The organism is Nocardia veterana NBRC 100344 (genome assembly GCF_000308855.1).
GTDB classification, from domain to species: Bacteria; Actinomycetota; Actinomycetes; order Mycobacteriales; family Mycobacteriaceae; genus Nocardia; species Nocardia veterana.
Genome location: NZ_BAGM01000010.1, coordinates 1 through 17,602 on the forward strand (window position 1 = coordinate 1; position 17,602 = coordinate 17,602).

Here is a 17,602-nt window from a genome sequence, read left to right on the forward strand (position 1 = left end):
GGATGCCGCCGAGCGCGCGGTCCGCGCCGAGGACCGGGCGGCCTCGCGCGGCGCCTGGGCGGCCGCCGCGACGCCGTTGTCCGTCGGGGCCAGTGTGCTCGGCGCCTTGCTGATCGGAATCATGTTGTACGGTAGCGGCTCCGGCGCCCCGGCCGAACCGTTGCAGCCCGCACCGGCCGGTGGCATCAGTCCGATGGCCTTCGCGATCTTGGTGCTGCTGCCGTTGTCGGCGTTCGAGGCGGTGGCGGTATTGCCGGCCGCGGCCCAGGCCCTCACCAAGGGACGTGCCGCGCTGCACCGGATCCGTGCCCTCGATCCCGGTGCGGTGTCACCGGCGCCTTCGGGCGACCCCGCCGCGCGGCCGGTCGGCGGCGCACCCGACGACCTGCGCGCCAGGTTGGCACGCGCGTTGCCGGACATACCGCCGGGCCGTCGGATCGCGGTGGTGGGCCCGAGCGGCTCGGGTAAGACCACCCTGTTGATGAACTGGGCCGGTCTGTTCGAGGTGCCGCGTGCGCGACGCACCTTCTTCGCCGAAGACGCCCACGTATTCGGCACCACGGTCCTCGAGAACCTGCGGGTGGCCCGTGCCGATCTCACTGCGGAGGAAGCCGAAAACGCTTTGCGCGCAGTCGGTTCCGGCGATTGGCTGACGGCTCTGCCGGACGGCCTGGAGACGGACCTGGTCGGTGGTGCGGCCGCGCTGTCGGGTGGCCAGCGCCGCCGGTTGCTGCTGGCTCGCGCCCTGGTCAGCCCCGCCGAGACGCTCCTGCTCGACGAACCCACCGAACACATGGAAGCGACGGCGGGCGCCGAACTGCTGCGCGCCCTGCTCGACGACGCCAGCGGTCTGGTCGATCCGGACCGGACGGTGGTCGTCGTCACCCACCAGCTGCCACCCGATCACCGCGCCGACACGGTCGTCACGGTCGCACCCGGCGGTGCGCTGTCGATCACTCGCCGCGTGGCCGCCTGACTCGGAGAATCCCCAGGTCGAGAGCGAAATTCGGCTCTGGGGAAAATCCGTTGCAGCCCAGTGGCCGCGGCCGGTAGTTTCGTCTGTACACGGGAAAGGAGGTGGTTCGAAGAATGGATATTCAGAGGACGCGTGAGGTGGCTGCCGGTTGAGCGCCACAGCCGCGGTCCCCGTACCGCGGCACTGCTGCAGTGGATTGATTCCCCGCGCGAGCGCTGAACTAATCCAAGGCAGTCACCCGGCCCCCGAGCCCCCGGTTTGTCCGACCGGGACCGCGAGAGACGAGATCTCCGTGGTACGGCTCGGGGGCCGTACGCATTTCCGATCGAGACCGACGCCTTTCCGCCGTTGCTCAACCACACACACGATAGGCTGAAGCAATGACTGTTGAGCCGCTTCCCGATTGGGTGATTCCCCCGACAGAGGGATTCACTGTCGAGGATTTCCTGCGGCTGCGTGGCTTGCCCCGGCATACCGAACTGATCGACGGGAGTCTGATCTTTGTGAGTCCGCAGCAGAAGTGGCACAGCACTGTGGTGTCGATGTTTTGGTGGGAACTCGATCGTCAGGCGAGTGCTCACGGAGGTCTGCGTGCTCAGCGTGAGATGGCCGTCAAGCTGGGGAAGCGCCAGATGCCGGAACCGGATGTGGTTGTAGTCACAGAAGAAGCGTTCAACCGTCAGGACCCTGCGACCTACTACCTGGCCGAGGACGTCGTCCTGGCGATCGAAGCTGTTTCCCCGGATTCCGAGGACCGAGACCGGGAGACCAAGCCGGCCAAATATGCCAAGGCGCGGATCCCGCACTACTGGCGGATCGAGCGCCGGGACTCCGATGCGGTCGTCTACGCCTACGAGCTGGATCAGACAGCCAATTGCTACGCGCCCGTAGGCATATTCCACGACCGATTGAAGTTGTCGGTACCCTTCCCGGTGGACATCGACCTCACCGGTCTGGGGCCGGGCGGCGTTCAGCCTCAGCCGATGTAGCGCTGGAGACGGGCCGAGAGGCGGGGCTTCAGGGCACCGTCGGCTTCCACTCGTTCCTCGACATAGCCGAGATCGCCGCCTTCCACGATGCCGTAGAGGCGTTTGGCGCCGCCGACCACCGCGCCGGACTGGCTGCGGATCACCACATCGGTCGCCAGCTCCCATGAGGATTGGGTGAGGGCCTGGCCGTAGAAGAGTTCGACGATGCCGGAGCTGTGGGTCAACAGGAGTTCGATGACCTCGTCGTCGCCGTCGATGCCGACCCGCCAGAATCCGCTCTCGCGCAGATCCGGACCGGAATAGTTGCCTTCGCCGTCGATGACCCAGGATCGCGATTCCCAGGTCAGATAGTCGCCGCCGTCGTGTGAGACGACGATCTGCTGGCCGAAGTGGTAGTCGCCGCCGCGCTCGGGGTCGTTGCCCTCACCCTCGCCGCGCCAGACACCGACCAGCGGCAGCAGTGCGAGCATGGAGGCACTCAGATCGGGACCGAGCCGCAGATTCGCGGTGTCCTCGGGCAGCGGCAGACCCGGAAGCTGTGGGATATTGCGGCCACCGGTCGATTTGGCGCGCTCGGCAGCCTCGGCCACCGCCTCGTCGCCACTGCGGCGGGCCGCGTCATCGCTACTGCGGCGGGCCGCGTCATCGCTACTGCGGCGGGCCGCGTCATCGCTACTGCGGCGAGCTGCCCCAGCACCGGTTTCGGTGCCGTCCTCGGGTTCGGCGGCACCGTCGCGGCCCTCGGCGTGCGCCTGCGCGGCGTGGCCGTTGGTCGCTGCGTTTTCGACGTTCTCGCTCGCCGAATCGGTCACGACTCGGTGAACAGCCGGTAGAGGACGTACAGCCCGAACCAAGCGATCAGCACGGAGCAGATGACCAGCAGAATCTCGAAGGTTAAGACCACATATCGGAGTTTAACGACTCGTCCGCCGGATACGAAAACGGCCCCGGGAAAACGAATCCCGGGGCCGTTCGCGTGCGATGAGCGCAGTTTCCGGCGCCTTACGCGGTGTCTGTCCTACTTCGCGACCTGCACGTCGACGTTGTGGACGCCCGCGCCTTCGGGGCTGATCTGCGCCGAACCGTTGCCGGCCGACGACAGGGCCCGGATGGTCCAGGTGCCGGGCGCGGCGAAGAAGCGGAAATCACCGGTGCCGGAGGCCACGACCTCGGCGGTGAACTCGTCGCTCGAGTCCAGCAGGCGGACGAAGGCGCCGCCTACCGGGTTACCGTCCGCATCGAGAACGCGTCCGGTGAGGACCGTCTCCTTCTCGGTGTCGACGTTGGCCGGAAGGGCCTGACCCTGGGTAGGTGCTGCACACATATCTATTTACGCTCCCAACTCGATCGGTGCACCGACGAGGGAGCCGTATTCGGTCCAGCTCCCGTCGTAGTTCTTGACGTTCTTGTGGCCCAGCAGCTCCTGCAGCACGAACCAGGTGTGCGACGAGCGCTCACCGATGCGGCAGTAGGCGATGGTTTCCTTCTCGCCGTCGAGGCCCGCCTCCTTGTAGATGGCGGCCAGTTCCTCATCGGACTTGAAGGTGCCGTCCTCGTTCGCGGCCTTGCTCCACGGCACGTTGATGGCGCCGGGGATGTGGCCGGGACGCTGGCTCTGCTCCTGCGGCAGGTGCGCGGGAGCGAGAATCTTGCCGGAGAACTCGTCGGGCGAACGCACGTCGACGAGGTTCTTGACGCCGATGGCCTGAATGGCGTCGTCACGGAAGGCGCGGATCGACAGATCCTGCTCGGAGGCTTTGTAGGTGGTCGCCGGGCGGGTCACCGCATCGGTCGACAGCGGGCGGCCGTCGAGCTCCCACTTCTTGCGGCCGCCGTCGAGCAGCTTCACGTCCTGGTGGCCGTACAGCTTGAAGTACCAGTAGGCGTAGGCGGCGAACCAGTTGTTGTTGCCACCGTAGAGAACGACGGTGTCGTCGTTGCCGATGCCGCGGGCCGACAGCAGATCCGAGAACTGCTCCCGGTTGACGAAGTCACGCCGAACCGGATCCTGCAGGTCCTTCTTCCAGTCGAGCTTGACGGCACCTTCGATGTGGCCCGTGTCGTAGGCGGAGGTGTCCTCGTCCACCTCGACGATCACGACGCCGGGGGTGTTGAGGTTCTCTTCGACCCAGTCTGCGGAGACCAGGACATCGGAGCGAGCCATGTTGTTCCTTTCGATGTGACTTGCCGGGGTATGTGGAGATAGGGGTTGGGGATCGGGGTCAGCTGGTCGTCACGCTGTCCGACCGAGCCGCGGTGCGGGAGGTCAGCCGCTGCGCGAGCGGGTAGATCTTGCAGCCCAGGCAGATGCCGAACGCCGCGTTGAGGAACGCCGCGAACAGGGCGAACGCGGTGAAGATCGCGCCCACGACGCCGGCCCCGGCCGCGAAGCCGATGAAGCCGACGGCGGCGAAGACGAAACCGACCAGCTGGGCGAACCGCAGCGGCGGCACCGGCTCGGTTTCGGTCGCCGGTCCGATGCGCGGCGCGACGACGGTGGCGAAAACCCAGCCGTAGGGGCTGCGGCGCGGGCCGTACAGCGCGCCGAGGGCGAAGACGATCGCCTGCAGGGCGATCAGCACCGCGGCGGCGGCGGTCGAGAAGGCGGAGACGATCAGGACCAGCACGAGAACACCGGTGGTGATCCAGGCCGCGAACCGCGGCCCGCGGACGTCCACCTGACCGGTGGGTGAGTTGGTGTTCTGAGGCACGAGAACTCCTGCGCTGAAGGAAGGCTTATCTGGCTTATCCGGTTGCGGGGTTATCCGTCAGATAGGTCGGATCACCGGGGGATCGACGAGATCTCACACGCGGTGGAGAAACCGGTCGGCGGCAGGGATACGAAAGGCCGACCGGCTACATGCACAGGCAGCAACAACCGCCGAGGCGGCACAGATCGACTGTGCGGCGTCGGGTGAGCATCAGCTCTCGGCGGGTTTGCACGCAGAGCAGTTTACCCGGTTTCGGGAGGGAATTGGACCCGGGGTTGGAAAGTCGGCTCGACGACAGGCCCGGCGCCGGTCCTGCCGGGGCCTTGGGGTGACCCGAAAAATGCCCGTTGAACTGGGCGTTCAGGCGGCCTCGGGAACGGTGAGCGGGGCCAGCGCACTGCGCAGGTCGGTGGCCTTGGGCACACCCGAGATCCGGAAGCGCTCCCGCCCGCGGGCGTCGAAGACGAACGTGGTGGGCAGCGACAGCACATTGAGTTCGCGAGCCAGCTCGGCCTCGGCATCGATATCGACCTCGACATCGCGCGGCGGCTGATCGGTATCGGCCAGCTCCGCGACCACGCCGGCGACGACGCGCCGGACCGCGGCGCACGGCCCGCACCAATCGGCGGAGAAGTGCAGCACCGTGGGGACGGCCTCGGTGACGCCGACGGCACTGAGCAGGTCGGTGCGCGAACCAGCGATCTCGGTGGTCTTCGCCGCCCGGACGCGGCCCTCGCGGTAGCGCAGGGCGATGCCCGCGGCCACGCCGGCCAGCAGGACGACGGCCAGAATCGTGAGTTCAATCATGGTCGGGCAAACCTGTCCATATCAATGCGGATGTTCTCGCCTTCCCCCTCTACCACGATATTGCCGCCGATGGCCTGCACCTTCTTCGGGGGCACTCCGAACGGCAGGTCCTTGGTGTCGATGGTGCGGGTGAAGCGGGCCAGTACCGACGCCTTGTCCAGGTCGGGGCCCAGTTCGGAGGCGGTCGTGGTGGGCGCGGTGGTGTCCACGCCACCGTGGTAGAGGTCGGTGGCGACCAATTTGATCTGGTCGCCGTCCAAGAACAGATCGGCCTTCACACTCACCCGGTCGGTACTGCGCGTCTCGGGTCCGAGCTGGATGGTTCCGGTGAGGACCAGCGCGCCCTGGGTGGTCATTCCGGAACCGCCGGAGCCGCCGGTGCCGTCGGATTTGTCGGCCGGGCGGGTGACCACCTCGAGGTCCGGAATGTTGAACAACCGGCCCAGTTCGACCGGTTCGATGCGCATCCGGCCGGCGACCCGGTCGACCATCACCGAACGCATGTCGTTGTCCACCAGGTCGTGCATGGACAGATGGAGGCCGTTCAACGTCGCCTCCACCAGGATTTCGCCGGGGATATCGGGACGATCGGCACGGGCCCGGATCTCGATGTTGCGGTAGTCGGCGCGCGCGGTCTGCGCCAGAAACGGGAATCCGTGGATGGTCACTTCGGGATCGGCGCTGAGTTCACCGCCGGCCCGCAGCGAACGCGACACCCGGTACTCCGAGTAGGCCGCCGCGGTGAAATCGACCACCACGGCGATCGCGACTACCAGCAGCAGCCCGACGATCAATTTTCTCATCCACATGCTCCGAGTTCAGGCCGTCCGGGCGCGCGGAACCCAGCGGTCGCGCGCGGAGGTGTGCGAGGCGTGGGTATCCCGGTGCGAGGCTACCCCGACAGGAACGATATCCGTCCGATCGCGCCGGACCGCCGGGTGTGGCCGCGGGGCCGGTCATCGGCGCTGGTCTCCGGATGGTGCCCCGGCGGTGGCGGTGTGCGTGCGGCCGGGTGCGGAATACGTGATCGCCGCCGTGCACGCGCTAATGTAGGGCACGAATTACCTGTGCCGACGCGCATGGATTCGCGATTGACGTCGAGGTTGCCCGCGGACATGCCAGATTGGGAGGAGAGCCGGTGGAGCTGCTCCTGCTGACCTCCGATCCGAACCCGGAAGCCGTGCTGCCGTCGCTGGCGCTGCTCCCGCACAACGTGCGGCCCGCGCCCACCGAAGTGGCCTCGCTGCTGGAGGCCGGCACCGCGGATGTCGCGCTGGTCGATGCCCGCACCGATCTGGCGGCCGCGCGCGGGCTGTGCCGGCTGCTCGGTAGCACGGGCTCCTCGGTGCCGGTGGTCGCGGTGCTGACCGAGGGTGGTCTGGTCGCGGTCAATGCCGACTGGGGTCTAGACGACATTCTGCTGCCGGGAACCGGACCCGCCGAACTGGACGCACGGCTCCGCCTGCTGGTGGCCCGCAACGGCGGCGCCGCCAGCCCGGAGAACACCGGCAAGATCACCCTCGGTGAGCTGGTCATCGACGAGGGCACCTACACCGCGCGGTTGCGGGGCCGCCCGCTCGACCTCACCTACAAGGAATTCGAACTGCTGAAATACCTTGCGCAGCACGCCGGTCGGGTCTTCACCCGCGCGCAGTTGCTGCAGGAGGTGTGGGGTTACGACTTCTTCGGCGGCACCCGAACCGTCGATGTGCACGTCCGGCGACTGCGGGCCAAGCTCGGCAGTGAATACGAATCGTTGATCGGTACGGTTCGCAATGTCGGTTACAAGGCGGTGCGGCCGGCCCGCTCGGCCAACAACAAGAGCGGTGAGCAGGCGACCACCTTCCCGGACGAGGGCGACGACGGCGCCGACGATTCGCAGTTGACCCAGGTCAACGGCAGCCCTTCCTGAGGACGCCGTGCTGGTCGGCCGTCGTTCGCGCCGAACCCGTCGGCCGCGGAAAGGCACGGTGCGCAACGGGAATCGATCGTGATGCCGGGAATGCTCCCGGCGACGAGGTGGGTTGTCCGAGGGACGTCGAGAAGGATGCGAATCGGTTGAGCGAGGGATGGGTGTGAGCGTGCAGGTGCCGGACTGGACCACCGAATTGGCGCCGGCGACCGCGGCGAAGATCGTGGAGCTGGTCGAGCGGGCGAGTGCCGCCGACGGGGTGGCGCCGATTTCCGAGCAGGCGGTGCTCTCGGTGACCGCGCCCGGCTCGCCCGCGGACTCCGATGAACCCGACACCGCGGCCGCCGAGGCGTCCGCGGCGGTCGGCCGGACTCGGCATCTGCCCGTGGAACGCGACGGCGAGTTGGTCGCCTACGCGAATCTCGTTCCGGCACATGGTGATCACCCGGCCATGGCGGAGGTCGTCGTCGATCCGCGGGCGCGCGGGCGGGGGATCGGGGCGGCGCTGGTCGCGGCCGCCCTGGAAACCGGCGGCCCCGGGGCGCGGGTCTGGGCGCACGGCAATCTCGCTCCCGCGCGGGCGGTCGCCGGGCGGCTCGGCCTGACCGTCGCGCGGGAGCTGTGGCAGATGCGGCGGCCCCTGATCGGCACCGACGGGATCGATCCCGCAACTATCGAGCTACCGGAACTGCGGGTGCCCGAGGACATCGTGCTGCGCACCTATGCGGGACCGGCCGACGACGCCGAGATCTTGCGGGTCAACAACGCCGCCTTCGATTGGCATCCGGAACAGGGCGGCTGGACCGAGGCCGAGATCGCGGTCCGCCGGGCGTCCGCCTGGTTCGACCCCAAAGGTCTGTTCATCGCCGCCGATCCGGCGGATCCCGCGCACATCCTGGGCTTCCACTGGACCAAGGTGCACGAACCGGACGAGACCTCGGACGCGGTCGGGGAGGTGTACGTGGTGGCGATCGATCCGGCCGCGCAGGGCCGTGGCCTCGGCCGGGCCTTGACCCTCGCGGGCCTGCACTACCTGCGCGATCGGGGTCTCGGCGCGGTCCTCCTCTACACCGAGGCCGACAACACCGCCGCCGTGCACACCTATACTCGACTCGGTTTCGAGACCGCCCACATCGATGCGGCGTACACCACCCGGTGACAGCGCGCCGCCGACGGCGAGTGCGGTGCCGGATCGGCGATCGCCGGTGCGGTGAGATCGATTACGTCCGCTCGCGGCGGTCGCCGCGAGCGACTCGCGGCCCGAGCGGGCGGCTTTCCGAGCCGTGCAGTAACAGTGCGGCAAATCTCACAGGTTTGAACCACAATCGCGCCGGGTTGTTCACCCTGCGTTCACTTGGCCAGGTCCCGCTGTCAACCGGGCGAACCTACGTTACTTGTGGGCGGCATTCGCTGCTCGGTGCGCAAGTTCCCTGCGAACGGCACCCACTGGACTCGTCCGGTCGTTGAGGGATCGGACGCGTACGAAGCGATTCCCGGAGGAACAGGTGAATCTCAAGCGCAGCGGCGCTCTCCTCGGCGTGCTGGCGGCAGCCGGCGCTCTGACTCTGTCTGCCTGTGGTAGCGACGACAACTCGGCCGCGACCGGTAACACCAGCAAGGTCGATGTCGCCTGCGGCGGCAAGAAGGCACTCAAGGCCAGCGGATCCTCGGCGCAGAAGAACGCGATGGACCGCTTCATCGCCGCGTACGAGCAGAACTGCGACGGCTTCAAACTGGACTACACCTCCAGCGGCTCCGGCGCCGGTGTGAACGAATTCATCGGTGGCCAGACCGATTTCGGTGGTTCGGACTCCGCGCTGGACCCGAAGAAGGACGAGCCCAAGAAGGCCGCCGACCGCTGTGGCGCCCCGGCGTGGGATCTGCCCACCGTCTTCGGCCCCATCGCCATCACCTACAACCTCGACGGCGTGCAGGCCCTGACCCTCGACGGCCCGACCGCCGCGAAGATCTTCAACGGCACCATCACCCGCTGGGACGACCCGGCGATCAAGGGCCTGAACCAGGGTGTGAACCTGCCGGCCGAGCCGATCCACGTCATCTTCCGCAGTGACGAGTCCGGCACCACCGACAACTTCCAGCGCTACCTCAACGCCGCCTCCGACGGCGCCTGGGGCAAGGGCGCCGGTAAGGCGTTCGCCGGCGGTGTCGGTGAGGGCGCCAAGGGCAACGAGGGCACCTCGGCCGCGGTCAAGAGCACCAAGGGTGCCATCACCTACAACGAGTGGTCGTTCGCGCGGTCGCAGAACCTGTCCACCGCGCAGATCATCACCGATGCCGCGGTGAAGCCGGTGGCGCTGAACGTGGAGTCCGCCGGTAAGGCGATCGCCTCGGCCAAGATCACCGGTGAGGGCAACGACCTGGTCATCGACACCAACTCGTTCTACAAGCCGAGCGATCCGGGCGCCTACCCGATCATGCTGGCCACCTACGAGATCGTGTGCTCGAAGTACTCGGATGCCGACACCGCCAAGGCCGTCAAGGCGTTCCTGACCTCGGCGATCAACAACGGTCAGAACGGTCTCGAGGACTCCGGCTACGTGCCGATCCCCGACGCCTTCAAGACCAAGCTGACCACCGCGATCAACGCCATCTCCTGATTGCGAAACCCATGACCGTCCACGACGAAGTCACCGCCGCGGGCCAGTCGGATTCGACCGGCCCGCGGACGGGCAGTGAAGTCCCGCCGGGAGATACTTCCTCCATGCCGAGCGAATCGAGCAACAAGCCGGCCGATCGCGCCGCGGGCGGCCACAGCCGGCGGGCGGAGTCGATCTTCCGCTCCCTGGCCACCGCCGCCGGCGCCACGATCGTCGCGGCCATCGCACTCATCGCGCTGTTTCTGCTGATTCGCGCGGTGCCCTCGGTGGCGGCGAACAAGGCGAATTTCTTCGGCAGCGCCGAGTTCAACGTCACCAATGCCGACGACATGCACTTCGGCATCCGCGACCTGTTCATGGTCACGGTGCTGAGTTCGCTGCTGGCATTGCTGATCGCGGTACCTCTCGGCGTCGGGATCGCGCTGTTTCTGACCCAGTACGCGCCGAAGGTGCTGGCGCGCCCGTTCGCGATGCTGGTGGATCTGCTCGCGGCGGTGCCTTCGATCGTGTTCGGTCTGTGGGGATTTCTCGTGCTGGCGCAGAAGCTGGCGCCCTTCGAACAATTCCTCAACGACAACCTCGGCTGGTTCTTCCTGTTCGAGCAGGGCAATGTCTCGATCAGCGGTGGCGGCACCATCTTCACCGCCGGCGTCGTGCTGGCGGTGATGATCCTGCCGATCATCACCTCGGTCAGCCGTGAGGTCTTCAACCTGACCCCGCGCGCCCATATCGAGGCCGCGCAGGCGCTCGGCGCGACCAAGTGGGAGGTGGTGCGGATGACCGTGCTGCCCTACGGCCGCAGCGGTGTGATCGCCGGCTCCATGCTGGGTCTGGGCCGTGCGCTCGGTGAGACCATCGCCGTGCTGATCGTGCTGCGAACCGCCGCCTCGCCCGGCAGCTGGTCGCTGTTCGACGGCGGCTACACCTTCGCCTCCAAGATCGCCTCGGCCGCCTCGGAATTCAGTCAGGCCCTGCCGACCGGCGCCTATATCGCGGCCGGTTTCGTCCTGTTCGCGCTGACCTTCATCGTCAACGCGCTGGCTCGGATCGCCGCCGGCGGGAAGGTGAACGGCTGATGACCACCACCACTTTCGACAAGCCGATCAAGGCGCCCACCTTCCGGCACGTGAGCCTGGGCCGCAAGGTCCGCAACAACCTCGCCACCGCCGTGATGTGGCTGTGCTTCGCCATCGCGCTGGTGCCGCTGGGCTGGGTGCTGATCCTGGTGCTGAACAAGGGTTTTCACGCCATCGTCAGCAGCGGCTGGTGGACCAACTCGCAGAAGGGCGTGCTGCCCGACCAGTTCGCGGGCGGTGTGTACCACGCCATCTACGGCACCATCGTGCAGTCGGCGGTCGCCGCCGTGATCGCGGTGCCGCTCGGCATCATGGCCGCGATCTACCTGGTGGAATACGGTCGCGGCTGGCTGGCCAAGACCACCACCTTCATGGTCGACATCCTCGCCGGTGTCCCGTCGATCGTGGCCGCGCTGTTCGTCTTCGCCCTGTGGATCGCCACTCTCGGCTTCCCGCAGTCGGCCTTCGCGGTATCGCTGGCGCTGGTGCTGCTGATGCTTCCGGTGGTGGTGCGCAGTACCGAGGAGATGCTCAAACTCGTGCCGGACGAGCTGCGCGAGGCCTCCTACGCCCTGGGTATTCCGAAGTGGAAGACGATTCTGCGGATCGTGGTCCCGACCGCCCTGCCCGGCATGATCAGCGGCATGCTGCTCGCGGTCGCCCGTGTCATGGGTGAAACCGCACCGGTGCTGGTGCTGGTCGGTTACTCGAAGTCGATCAACTTCGACATCTTCAACGGAAATATGGCCTCGCTGCCGCTGATGATCTACCAGGAGCTGGCCAACCCGGAAGCGGCCGGCCGGATGCGGGTGTGGGGCGCGTCGCTGACGCTGATCCTGATCATCGCGCTGCTGTACGCCGGCGCGGCCGTGGTCAACAAACTGCTCACGCGGAACCGATAGAAGCGAACGGAATACGACAATGGCCAAGCGGATCGACGTCAAAGATCTCAACATCTATTACGGCAAATTCCATGCCGTATCCGATGTGTCGCTGACCGTATTGCCGCGCAGCGTGACCGCGTTCATCGGTCCTTCGGGCTGCGGTAAGTCCACGGTGCTGCGGTCGCTGAACCGGATGCACGAGGTGACCCCGAACGCCCGCGTCGAGGGCGCGGTGCTGCTCGACGGTGAGGACATCTACGGCTCCACGGTCGACCCGGTCGGTGTGCGCCGCACGATCGGCATGGTCTTCCAGCGGCCGAATCCATTCCCTACCATGTCGATTCGCGACAATGTGGTGGCCGGCCTGAAGTTGCAGGGGGTGCGCAACCGCAAAGAGCTCGACGAGGTCGCCGAGCGGTCCCTGCGCGGCGCGAACCTGTGGAACGAGGTGAAGGACCGTCTGGACAAGCCCGGTGGCGGCCTGTCCGGTGGTCAGCAGCAGCGTCTGTGCATCGCCCGCGCCATCGCGGTCTCGCCCGACGTGCTGCTGATGGACGAGCCGTGTTCGGCCCTGGACCCCATCTCCACGCTCGCGATCGAGGATCTGATCTCCGAGCTGAAGAAGGAGTACACGATCGTCATCGTCACCCACAACATGCAGCAGGCGGCGCGGGTGAGTGATCAGACGGCATTCTTCAACCTGGAGTCGCAGGGTAAGCCCGGCAAGCTGATCGAGATCGACGAGACCGAGCGGATCTTCTCCAACCCGACCCAGAAGGCGACGGAGGACTACATCTCCGGCCGCTTCGGCTGAGGTTGCGACGCCTCCCCGGGACTTTGCGATGTTGGTGAGCCCTGGTTGACGATCCCCGGTCCATCCGACCGGGGATTTTTTCTTTCGCGGTCGCCTGAATATGTGCCGGGAATCACTCTGCGTCCGAGGATGTGTGCTCGCTCATCTCCTACCGCAGGCGGTTGTCTGACACTTCTGGTAACAGTTACCTTCCTCCTGAACTAAACCGATCGTTATAGTCAGGAGGCGGTATGACGGTGTCAACGGCGAGACCGGTACGCCAGGACGGGATTCCGATCGCGACGCGCATGCGGATCTGCGCGCTGATCGCGATCTGTCTGGCCGAACTGCTGGTGGTGCTGGACAACACGCTCGTGAATGTGGCGCTGCCCTCGATGGCGGTGCAGTTGCAGGCGCGGATGAGCGGGCTGCAATGGATCATCGACGCGTTCACCCTCGCCTTCGCCGGGCTGCTCCTGCCGCTCGGCCATCTCGGCGACCGCTACGGGCGGCGGCGGGTGATGGTCATCGGCCTGGCCGGGGTGGCGGTCATGTCGGCGGTGGGGGCGATGTCGTCCGGGCTCGGTCAGGTGATCGCCGCCCGCGCGGGGATGGGCGTCTTCGCCGCCGCGGTCTTTCCGGCCACCCTGGCCCTGATCATCAACCTGTTCCCGGAGACCCGACTCCGCGCGGCGGCCATCGCGCTGTGGACCGCGATGGCCGGTGTGGCCGTGGCGATCGGTCCCGTCACCGGTGGCTGGCTGCTCGAATACTTCAGCTGGCATGCGGTCTTCTGGATCAACGTACCCATCGCGGCGCTGGCGATCGTGGCGGTGCTGATGCTGGTTCCCGAATCCCGGGCCGACCATTTCGGGCGGCTCGATCTGCTCGGTATCGCGTTGTCGCTGATCGCGGTGACGACACTGGTGTGGACGATCATCGAGGCGCCCAAACACGGCTGGCTCGCCGGTCGCAGCCTGGCCGGATATGCGATCTCGCTGATTCTGCTTGCGGTGTACGTGATCTGGGAGCTACGGGTCGAATCGCCGGTGCTGAATATGCGCCTGTTCCGGAATCGGCGATTCTCGGTGCCCGCCCTGGCCATCACCATCTCCTACTTCTGCGCCTTCGGATTCCTGTTCCTGATCACGCAGTATTTCCAGGGGGTGAAGGAGTTCAGTGCGCTCGAATTCGGCATCCACTCATTGCCTTTCGCGGCCGCGGTCGGCTTCGGGGCGCCGGCGGCAACCTTGGCGGCGCAACGCATCGGCACCACCGCCACGGTGGTGTGCGGCCTGCTGTTGCTGGCCGCGGGCATGTTCTTCGCCGGCCGGGTGACGGTCGAAACGCCTTATCTGGGAACGGTTCTGCTTTCAATGGTGCTGATGGGTGTCGGCTTCGGCGTGGTCCAGGGACCCGCCACCGAATCCATCATGGGCGCCGTGCCGATCGAGGAAGCGGGCGCCGGTTCGGCGGTCAACGACACCACCCGTGAGGTGGGCGGCACCCTCGGTGTCGCGGTGCTCGGGTCGATCATGAGCTCGATCTACACCGAGCGCATCGGCGCCCGTATCGACTCGATTCCGGACGCGATCATGAATCCCACTCAGAAGAGCCTGGCCCGCGACACCCCCATCAGCGTGCTCGAAATCGTCAAGGCCCCGATCAGCCCGTTCTTCGCCGGCGCGAAAGCCGATCTGGTGCATGCCATGAAGGTGGCCGCCCTGGCCGGCTCGACGGCTGCGTCCTGTGCGGCGGTCGGCGCCCTGTCGGTCTGCGCGGTGCTGGTGGCGGCGCTGCTGCCCTGGAAGCCCCAGCGTGGCCCGTCACCATTGCTCGGTCGAACCTCGGAAGAAGACACGGCGGGAGCCGAATCAGCCGGCAGCGGAAGATAATCCGGTGATGCCCGGTCGGTACGCCCAATGAGCCGAAAGATTTCCGGAGCACATGGGTAACTCACCGGGCACGCCCAGCACGCACTCCTCTGCTGACCGCTGCCCCGCCCCAGAGGTCCGCACGCGCCCGACGACACGCACAAAGACCCGGAAGAGGCGGACCAGCCTCAGATCTTCTCGGTTTCGGCGTCCGGGTCGGGCGGGAGCACGCCGGTCACCAGGAAGACCACCCGGCGACCGATCTCGACCGCGTGGTCGGCGAAGCGCTCGTAGTAGCGGCCCAGCAGGGTGACGTCGACCGCGGCGGCGACACCGTACTTCCATTCCCGGTCCATCAGCAGCGAGAACAGGTGACGGTGCAGATCGTCCATCGCCTCGTCGTCCTCGTTGAGCTGCGCGGCCCGCTCCGGGTCGCGCGTCTCGAGGACCTCCTTGGCGGCGGCGCCCATATTCACCGCGATCCGGCCCATCTCGGCGAAGTAGCCGTTGACGGCCTCGGGGAGGGCGTGGTTGGGGTGGCGGCGCCGGGCGACCTTGGCCACGTGCAGCGCGAGCACGCCCATGCGATTGACGTCCGCGACGATCTGAATACCGCTGACGACCTGCCGCAGATCGCCGGCGACCGGCGCCTGCAGGGCCAGCAGGGCGAATGCCTTCTCCTCGGCCTGCGCGATCATCTCGGCGATCCGGTCGTACTCCGAGATCACCTGTTCGGCGAGCGCGATATCGGCCTGCAGCAACGACTGCGTCGCCCGCTCCATGGCCGATCCGGCCAGCCCGGCCATCTCGCCCAGCATATTGGCGAGATCAGCCATTTGTTCGTTGTAGATGACACGCATGAAACCAAAGACTAGTTCGCGGCGCTGACCAAGTCACGAACGGTGGGTGAATCATGGGTGCCGCGAGGGCCGTGACCGTCGTCGCAGGTGAGCGCGGCCTACTTGCAGAGGTCGTCGCCGGCGTTGACGTGCTCGAGGTCGGAGGGGAGTGTGACCGGGGTCGCGGACGCGTCGGCGGTGGTGCCGGCCGGCGCGGGAACCGGGGAGCCGAAGGCGGTCGGAGTGCCCACGGTGCCGGAGAAGTCCGAACCGAGCGCAACCTCGACGATGCTGCCGAGTCCCGAGGCGAGAGTCAGCTTCGCCCCGGGCAAGGACGAGGCGACCGTGGCGGCCTCCGCCTCGTGACCGGCCGAGTACCGGACCGTGGTCGTGTCGATCGTGCCGCCGGAATAGTTGCCGACGTTGTAGATCTGGAAGCCCTCGGAGGCGAATTTGGTGGCCGCCGTACCGGCCACGCCGGTGACCCCGGAACCGTTGGAGACCTGTACCGACACCGTGCTCGGATCGACCGCGGTCAATTGCGGCGGCGCCGGGGCCTGGGACGGCTTGGCCGGTTCCGACGCCTTCTTCTCACCCGGCAGCGGCTGATCGTCGATGACCGCCTGGAAGATCGCCTTGATATCCGATTCGCGCGGGATCTCGTTGCCGTAGGAGGTGGTGCCGGCCGTCGGAACGGTCAAGAAGGTGATGGCGCCGGCGCTGACCTTCTGCAGCGAGCGGCCCAGCATCAGCAAATCCTTCGTGTTGACGTTGTCCATGAAGGCATGGCTGCTGAACGCGTTGATGAAGCCGTTGAGTTTGCCGAGATCGAACAGCACCTTCGACGACAGCGCGCTGCGCAGCAGCGAGGACAGGAACAACTGCTGGCGATGGATGCGGTCGTAGTCGCTGCGTTCCTCACCCTGGACGTGCCGGGCGCGAACGTAGTCGAGCGCGGTCGGGCCGTTCAGCATCTGACGACCGACATTGGGCAGCACCGTGCCGAGTTCCTCGTCGATCAGCGGGTGATTGGTACACACCTCGACGCCGCCGATCGTGTCGACCATGGACTGGAAGCCGCTGAAGTCGATCCCCACGAAGTGGCTGATCTTCAGACCGGACAACTTCTGAATCACCTTGGTCAGGCATTTCGGGCCGCCGAGGGCGTAGGTGGCATTGAGTTTGTCCCCGATCGCGGCCGGGAATTTCGCGTCGGTGTATTTGGCCTTCTCGTTGTCCCAGCCCTCACATTCGGGCCGGGAGACGTCGAGATCGCGGGGGAACGATACGGCGACCACGCGGGAGCGGTCGGCCGGAATATGAACCAGCATCACGGTATCCGAGCGCGCGCCCTCGGCGTCCTCGGTGGTGCCGGCGCCCAACTGGCTGTCGACACCGGCCCTGGTGTCGGTGCCGACGATGAGGAAATTCTCGTCACCGGTCTGGCCGCCGGGATCGACGATATCGGCCGAATTCTCGTCCAGCGCCGACACCTGCGTGAACCCGTTGTCCGTGGCGCGCAGGTAATTCCAGCCGACGCCGGTGCAGACCAGGGCCAGCACCGCGCACACCGAGGTGGTCGCGCGGGCGGCGAGGCGGGCCCGGCGGCGCCGGCGCTGCCGGCTCGCGGCAAGTCGCGACAAGGTCGGCTTCCCGACCGTTTCGGGTTGCGCCGGGCTTTCGGAAGATGTTGCGCCGCCGACGGATTCGTCGTCGGGCATGGGGAGCTGATCGGTGACCTGCTCGGCCACCGGAGCGGCCGCGGCGAGCGGGCGCTGGTCGGCCGGGTTGTCGGCGGCCGGGGCGCGGTGGACGGCGGTGGGCTGGGCGGCGGAAGCCGGTGCGCTACTTCGGCTTCCGGGCGTGGCCGAACGTTTCGAGCCCGGAATCGGTTGGCTGCGTTGGCCGGCTCCGGCGGCGGTATCGCGCGGCGATGGGGCGTTCGGCTCGGCAGTGGGCGCCGGGATGCGCTGGGCGGAGGTCGCACCCGCCGCGCGACCACCGGCGGGCGCGCCCGGCACGCGCGGATCGACCGGCTCACGGCGAGCGGCCGGCTCGGAGCCTTGGTCGGCTCGTGGGCGACGGACGACGGGCTCGGCAGGACGGGCGGCCTGCGTACGCGG

General features: G+C 67.2%; 17 protein-coding genes. 9 read left to right on the forward strand and 8 right to left on the reverse strand.

Going from position 1 to position 17,602, the window contains the following annotated elements; all coding sequences use genetic code 11:
• Together ON37_RS02915 and ON37_RS02920 are read left to right on the forward strand one after the other, a co-directional pair.
• The coding region (locus ON37_RS02915) for an ATP-binding cassette domain-containing protein (protein ID WP_040716313.1) at window positions 1–976 on the forward strand (976 nt) is incomplete at its 5' end.
• A gap of 380 nt (window positions 977–1,356) precedes the next feature.
• Complete coding sequence (locus ON37_RS02920; protein WP_040716315.1) at window positions 1,357–1,965, forward strand: Uma2 family endonuclease; 609 nt, start codon at window positions 1,357–1,359, stop codon at window positions 1,963–1,965.
• Here the strand turns inward: ON37_RS02920 and ON37_RS02925 are convergent.
• The 6 genes from ON37_RS02925 to ON37_RS02960 form a co-directional block, all read right to left on the reverse strand.
• A complete protein-coding gene (locus ON37_RS02925; RefSeq protein ID WP_040716341.1) occupies window positions 1,953–2,555 on the reverse strand; it encodes a heme-binding beta-barrel domain-containing protein in 603 nt (200 codons plus the stop codon). The genes ON37_RS02920 and ON37_RS02925 overlap by 13 nt on opposite strands.
• Window positions 2,556–2,983: 428 nt before the next feature.
• Window positions 2,984–3,289, reverse strand: a complete 306-nt coding sequence (locus ON37_RS02935; protein ID WP_040716317.1) for a DUF1416 domain-containing protein — start codon at window positions 3,287–3,289, stop codon at window positions 2,984–2,986.
• A gap of 6 nt (window positions 3,290–3,295) precedes the next feature.
• A complete protein-coding gene (locus ON37_RS02940) occupies window positions 3,296–4,129 on the reverse strand; it encodes a sulfurtransferase (RefSeq protein ID WP_040716319.1) in 834 nt (277 codons plus the stop codon).
• Between the two features lie 58 nt (window positions 4,130–4,187).
• The gene (locus ON37_RS02945) at window positions 4,188–4,676 is read right to left on the reverse strand and encodes a DUF4395 domain-containing protein (RefSeq protein ID WP_040716321.1); all 489 of its coding nucleotides are present in this window, start codon (window positions 4,674–4,676) and stop codon (window positions 4,188–4,190) included.
• Window positions 4,677–5,036: 360 nt separating this feature from the next.
• Window positions 5,037–5,483: a TlpA family protein disulfide reductase gene (locus ON37_RS02955; protein ID WP_040716325.1), complete on the reverse strand. Its 447-nt coding sequence runs from the start codon at window positions 5,481–5,483 to the stop codon at window positions 5,037–5,039.
• Window positions 5,480–6,286: an LmeA family phospholipid-binding protein gene (locus tag ON37_RS02960; RefSeq protein WP_040716344.1), complete on the reverse strand. Its 807-nt coding sequence runs from the start codon at window positions 6,284–6,286 to the stop codon at window positions 5,480–5,482. Before ON37_RS02960 ends, ON37_RS02955 begins: the two co-directional genes overlap by 4 nt.
• 335 nt (window positions 6,287–6,621) lie before the next feature.
• Between ON37_RS02960 and ON37_RS02965 the strand changes: the two genes are divergently transcribed.
• The 7 genes from ON37_RS02965 to ON37_RS02995 all read left to right on the forward strand — a co-directional run bounded on the left by ON37_RS02965 (window position 6,622) and on the right by ON37_RS02995 (window position 14,661).
• Window positions 6,622–7,395: a winged helix-turn-helix transcriptional regulator gene (locus ON37_RS02965; protein WP_040716327.1), complete on the forward strand. Its 774-nt coding sequence runs from the start codon at window positions 6,622–6,624 to the stop codon at window positions 7,393–7,395.
• Between the two features lie 163 nt (window positions 7,396–7,558).
• On the forward strand, window positions 7,559–8,554 hold the full coding sequence (gene mshD, locus ON37_RS02970) for a mycothiol synthase (protein ID WP_373281969.1): 996 nt from the start codon (window positions 7,559–7,561) through the stop codon (window positions 8,552–8,554).
• A 346-nt stretch (window positions 8,555–8,900) separates the two neighbouring features.
• A complete protein-coding gene (gene pstS / locus ON37_RS02975) occupies window positions 8,901–10,013 on the forward strand; it encodes a phosphate ABC transporter substrate-binding protein PstS (protein WP_040716329.1) in 1,113 nt (370 codons plus the stop codon).
• A gap of 104 nt (window positions 10,014–10,117) precedes the next feature.
• A complete protein-coding gene (gene pstC / locus ON37_RS02980) occupies window positions 10,118–11,089 on the forward strand; it encodes a phosphate ABC transporter permease subunit PstC (RefSeq protein WP_040716351.1) in 972 nt (323 codons plus the stop codon).
• On the forward strand, window positions 11,089–11,991 hold the full coding sequence (pstA, locus tag ON37_RS02985) for a phosphate ABC transporter permease PstA (RefSeq protein WP_040716331.1): 903 nt from the start codon (window positions 11,089–11,091) through the stop codon (window positions 11,989–11,991). The genes pstC and pstA overlap by 1 nt, the downstream gene beginning before the upstream one ends.
• Window positions 11,992–12,010: 19 nt before the next feature.
• A complete protein-coding gene (pstB, locus tag ON37_RS02990; protein WP_040716334.1) occupies window positions 12,011–12,787 on the forward strand; it encodes a phosphate ABC transporter ATP-binding protein PstB in 777 nt (258 codons plus the stop codon).
• 230 nt (window positions 12,788–13,017) lie between these two features.
• Window positions 13,018–14,661 carry an MFS transporter gene (locus tag ON37_RS02995; RefSeq protein WP_040716336.1) on the forward strand — a complete coding sequence of 548 codons (1,644 nt, stop codon included), beginning with the start codon at window positions 13,018–13,020 and terminating at the stop codon, window positions 14,659–14,661.
• A 167-nt stretch (window positions 14,662–14,828) separates the two neighbouring features.
• Here ON37_RS02995 and phoU read toward each other — a convergent pair whose 3' ends face one another.
• The gene (gene phoU / locus ON37_RS03000) at window positions 14,829–15,500 is read right to left on the reverse strand and encodes a phosphate signaling complex protein PhoU (RefSeq protein ID WP_040716338.1); all 672 of its coding nucleotides are present in this window, start codon (window positions 15,498–15,500) and stop codon (window positions 14,829–14,831) included.
• Between the two features lie 98 nt (window positions 15,501–15,598).
• Window positions 15,599–17,602: LCP family protein (locus ON37_RS03005; protein WP_373281970.1), on the reverse strand; the 2,004-nt coding region annotated here is incomplete at its 5' end.

Coding starts and splice junctions, on each gene's coding strand:
- ON37_RS02935 (WP_040716317.1), bottom strand. CDS start 3,289: ATGTGTGCAGCACCTACCCAGGGTCAGGCCCTTCCGGCCAACGTCGAC.
- pstA (WP_040716331.1), top strand. CDS start 11,089: ATGACCACCACCACTTTCGACAAGCCGATCAAGGCGCCCACCTTCCGG.
- pstC (WP_040716351.1), top strand. CDS start 10,118: ATGCCGAGCGAATCGAGCAACAAGCCGGCCGATCGCGCCGCGGGCGGC.
- phoU (WP_040716338.1), bottom strand. CDS start 15,500: ATGCGTGTCATCTACAACGAACAAATGGCTGATCTCGCCAATATGCTG.
- ON37_RS02920 (WP_040716315.1), top strand. CDS start 1,357: ATGACTGTTGAGCCGCTTCCCGATTGGGTGATTCCCCCGACAGAGGGA.
- ON37_RS02995 (WP_040716336.1), top strand. CDS start 13,018: ATGACGGTGTCAACGGCGAGACCGGTACGCCAGGACGGGATTCCGATC.
- ON37_RS02955 (WP_040716325.1), bottom strand. CDS start 5,483: ATGATTGAACTCACGATTCTGGCCGTCGTCCTGCTGGCCGGCGTGGCC.
- ON37_RS02940 (WP_040716319.1), bottom strand. CDS start 4,129: ATGGCTCGCTCCGATGTCCTGGTCTCCGCAGACTGGGTCGAAGAGAAC.
- ON37_RS02960 (WP_040716344.1), bottom strand. CDS start 6,286: ATGAGAAAATTGATCGTCGGGCTGCTGCTGGTAGTCGCGATCGCCGTG.
- pstB (WP_040716334.1), top strand. CDS start 12,011: ATGGCCAAGCGGATCGACGTCAAAGATCTCAACATCTATTACGGCAAA.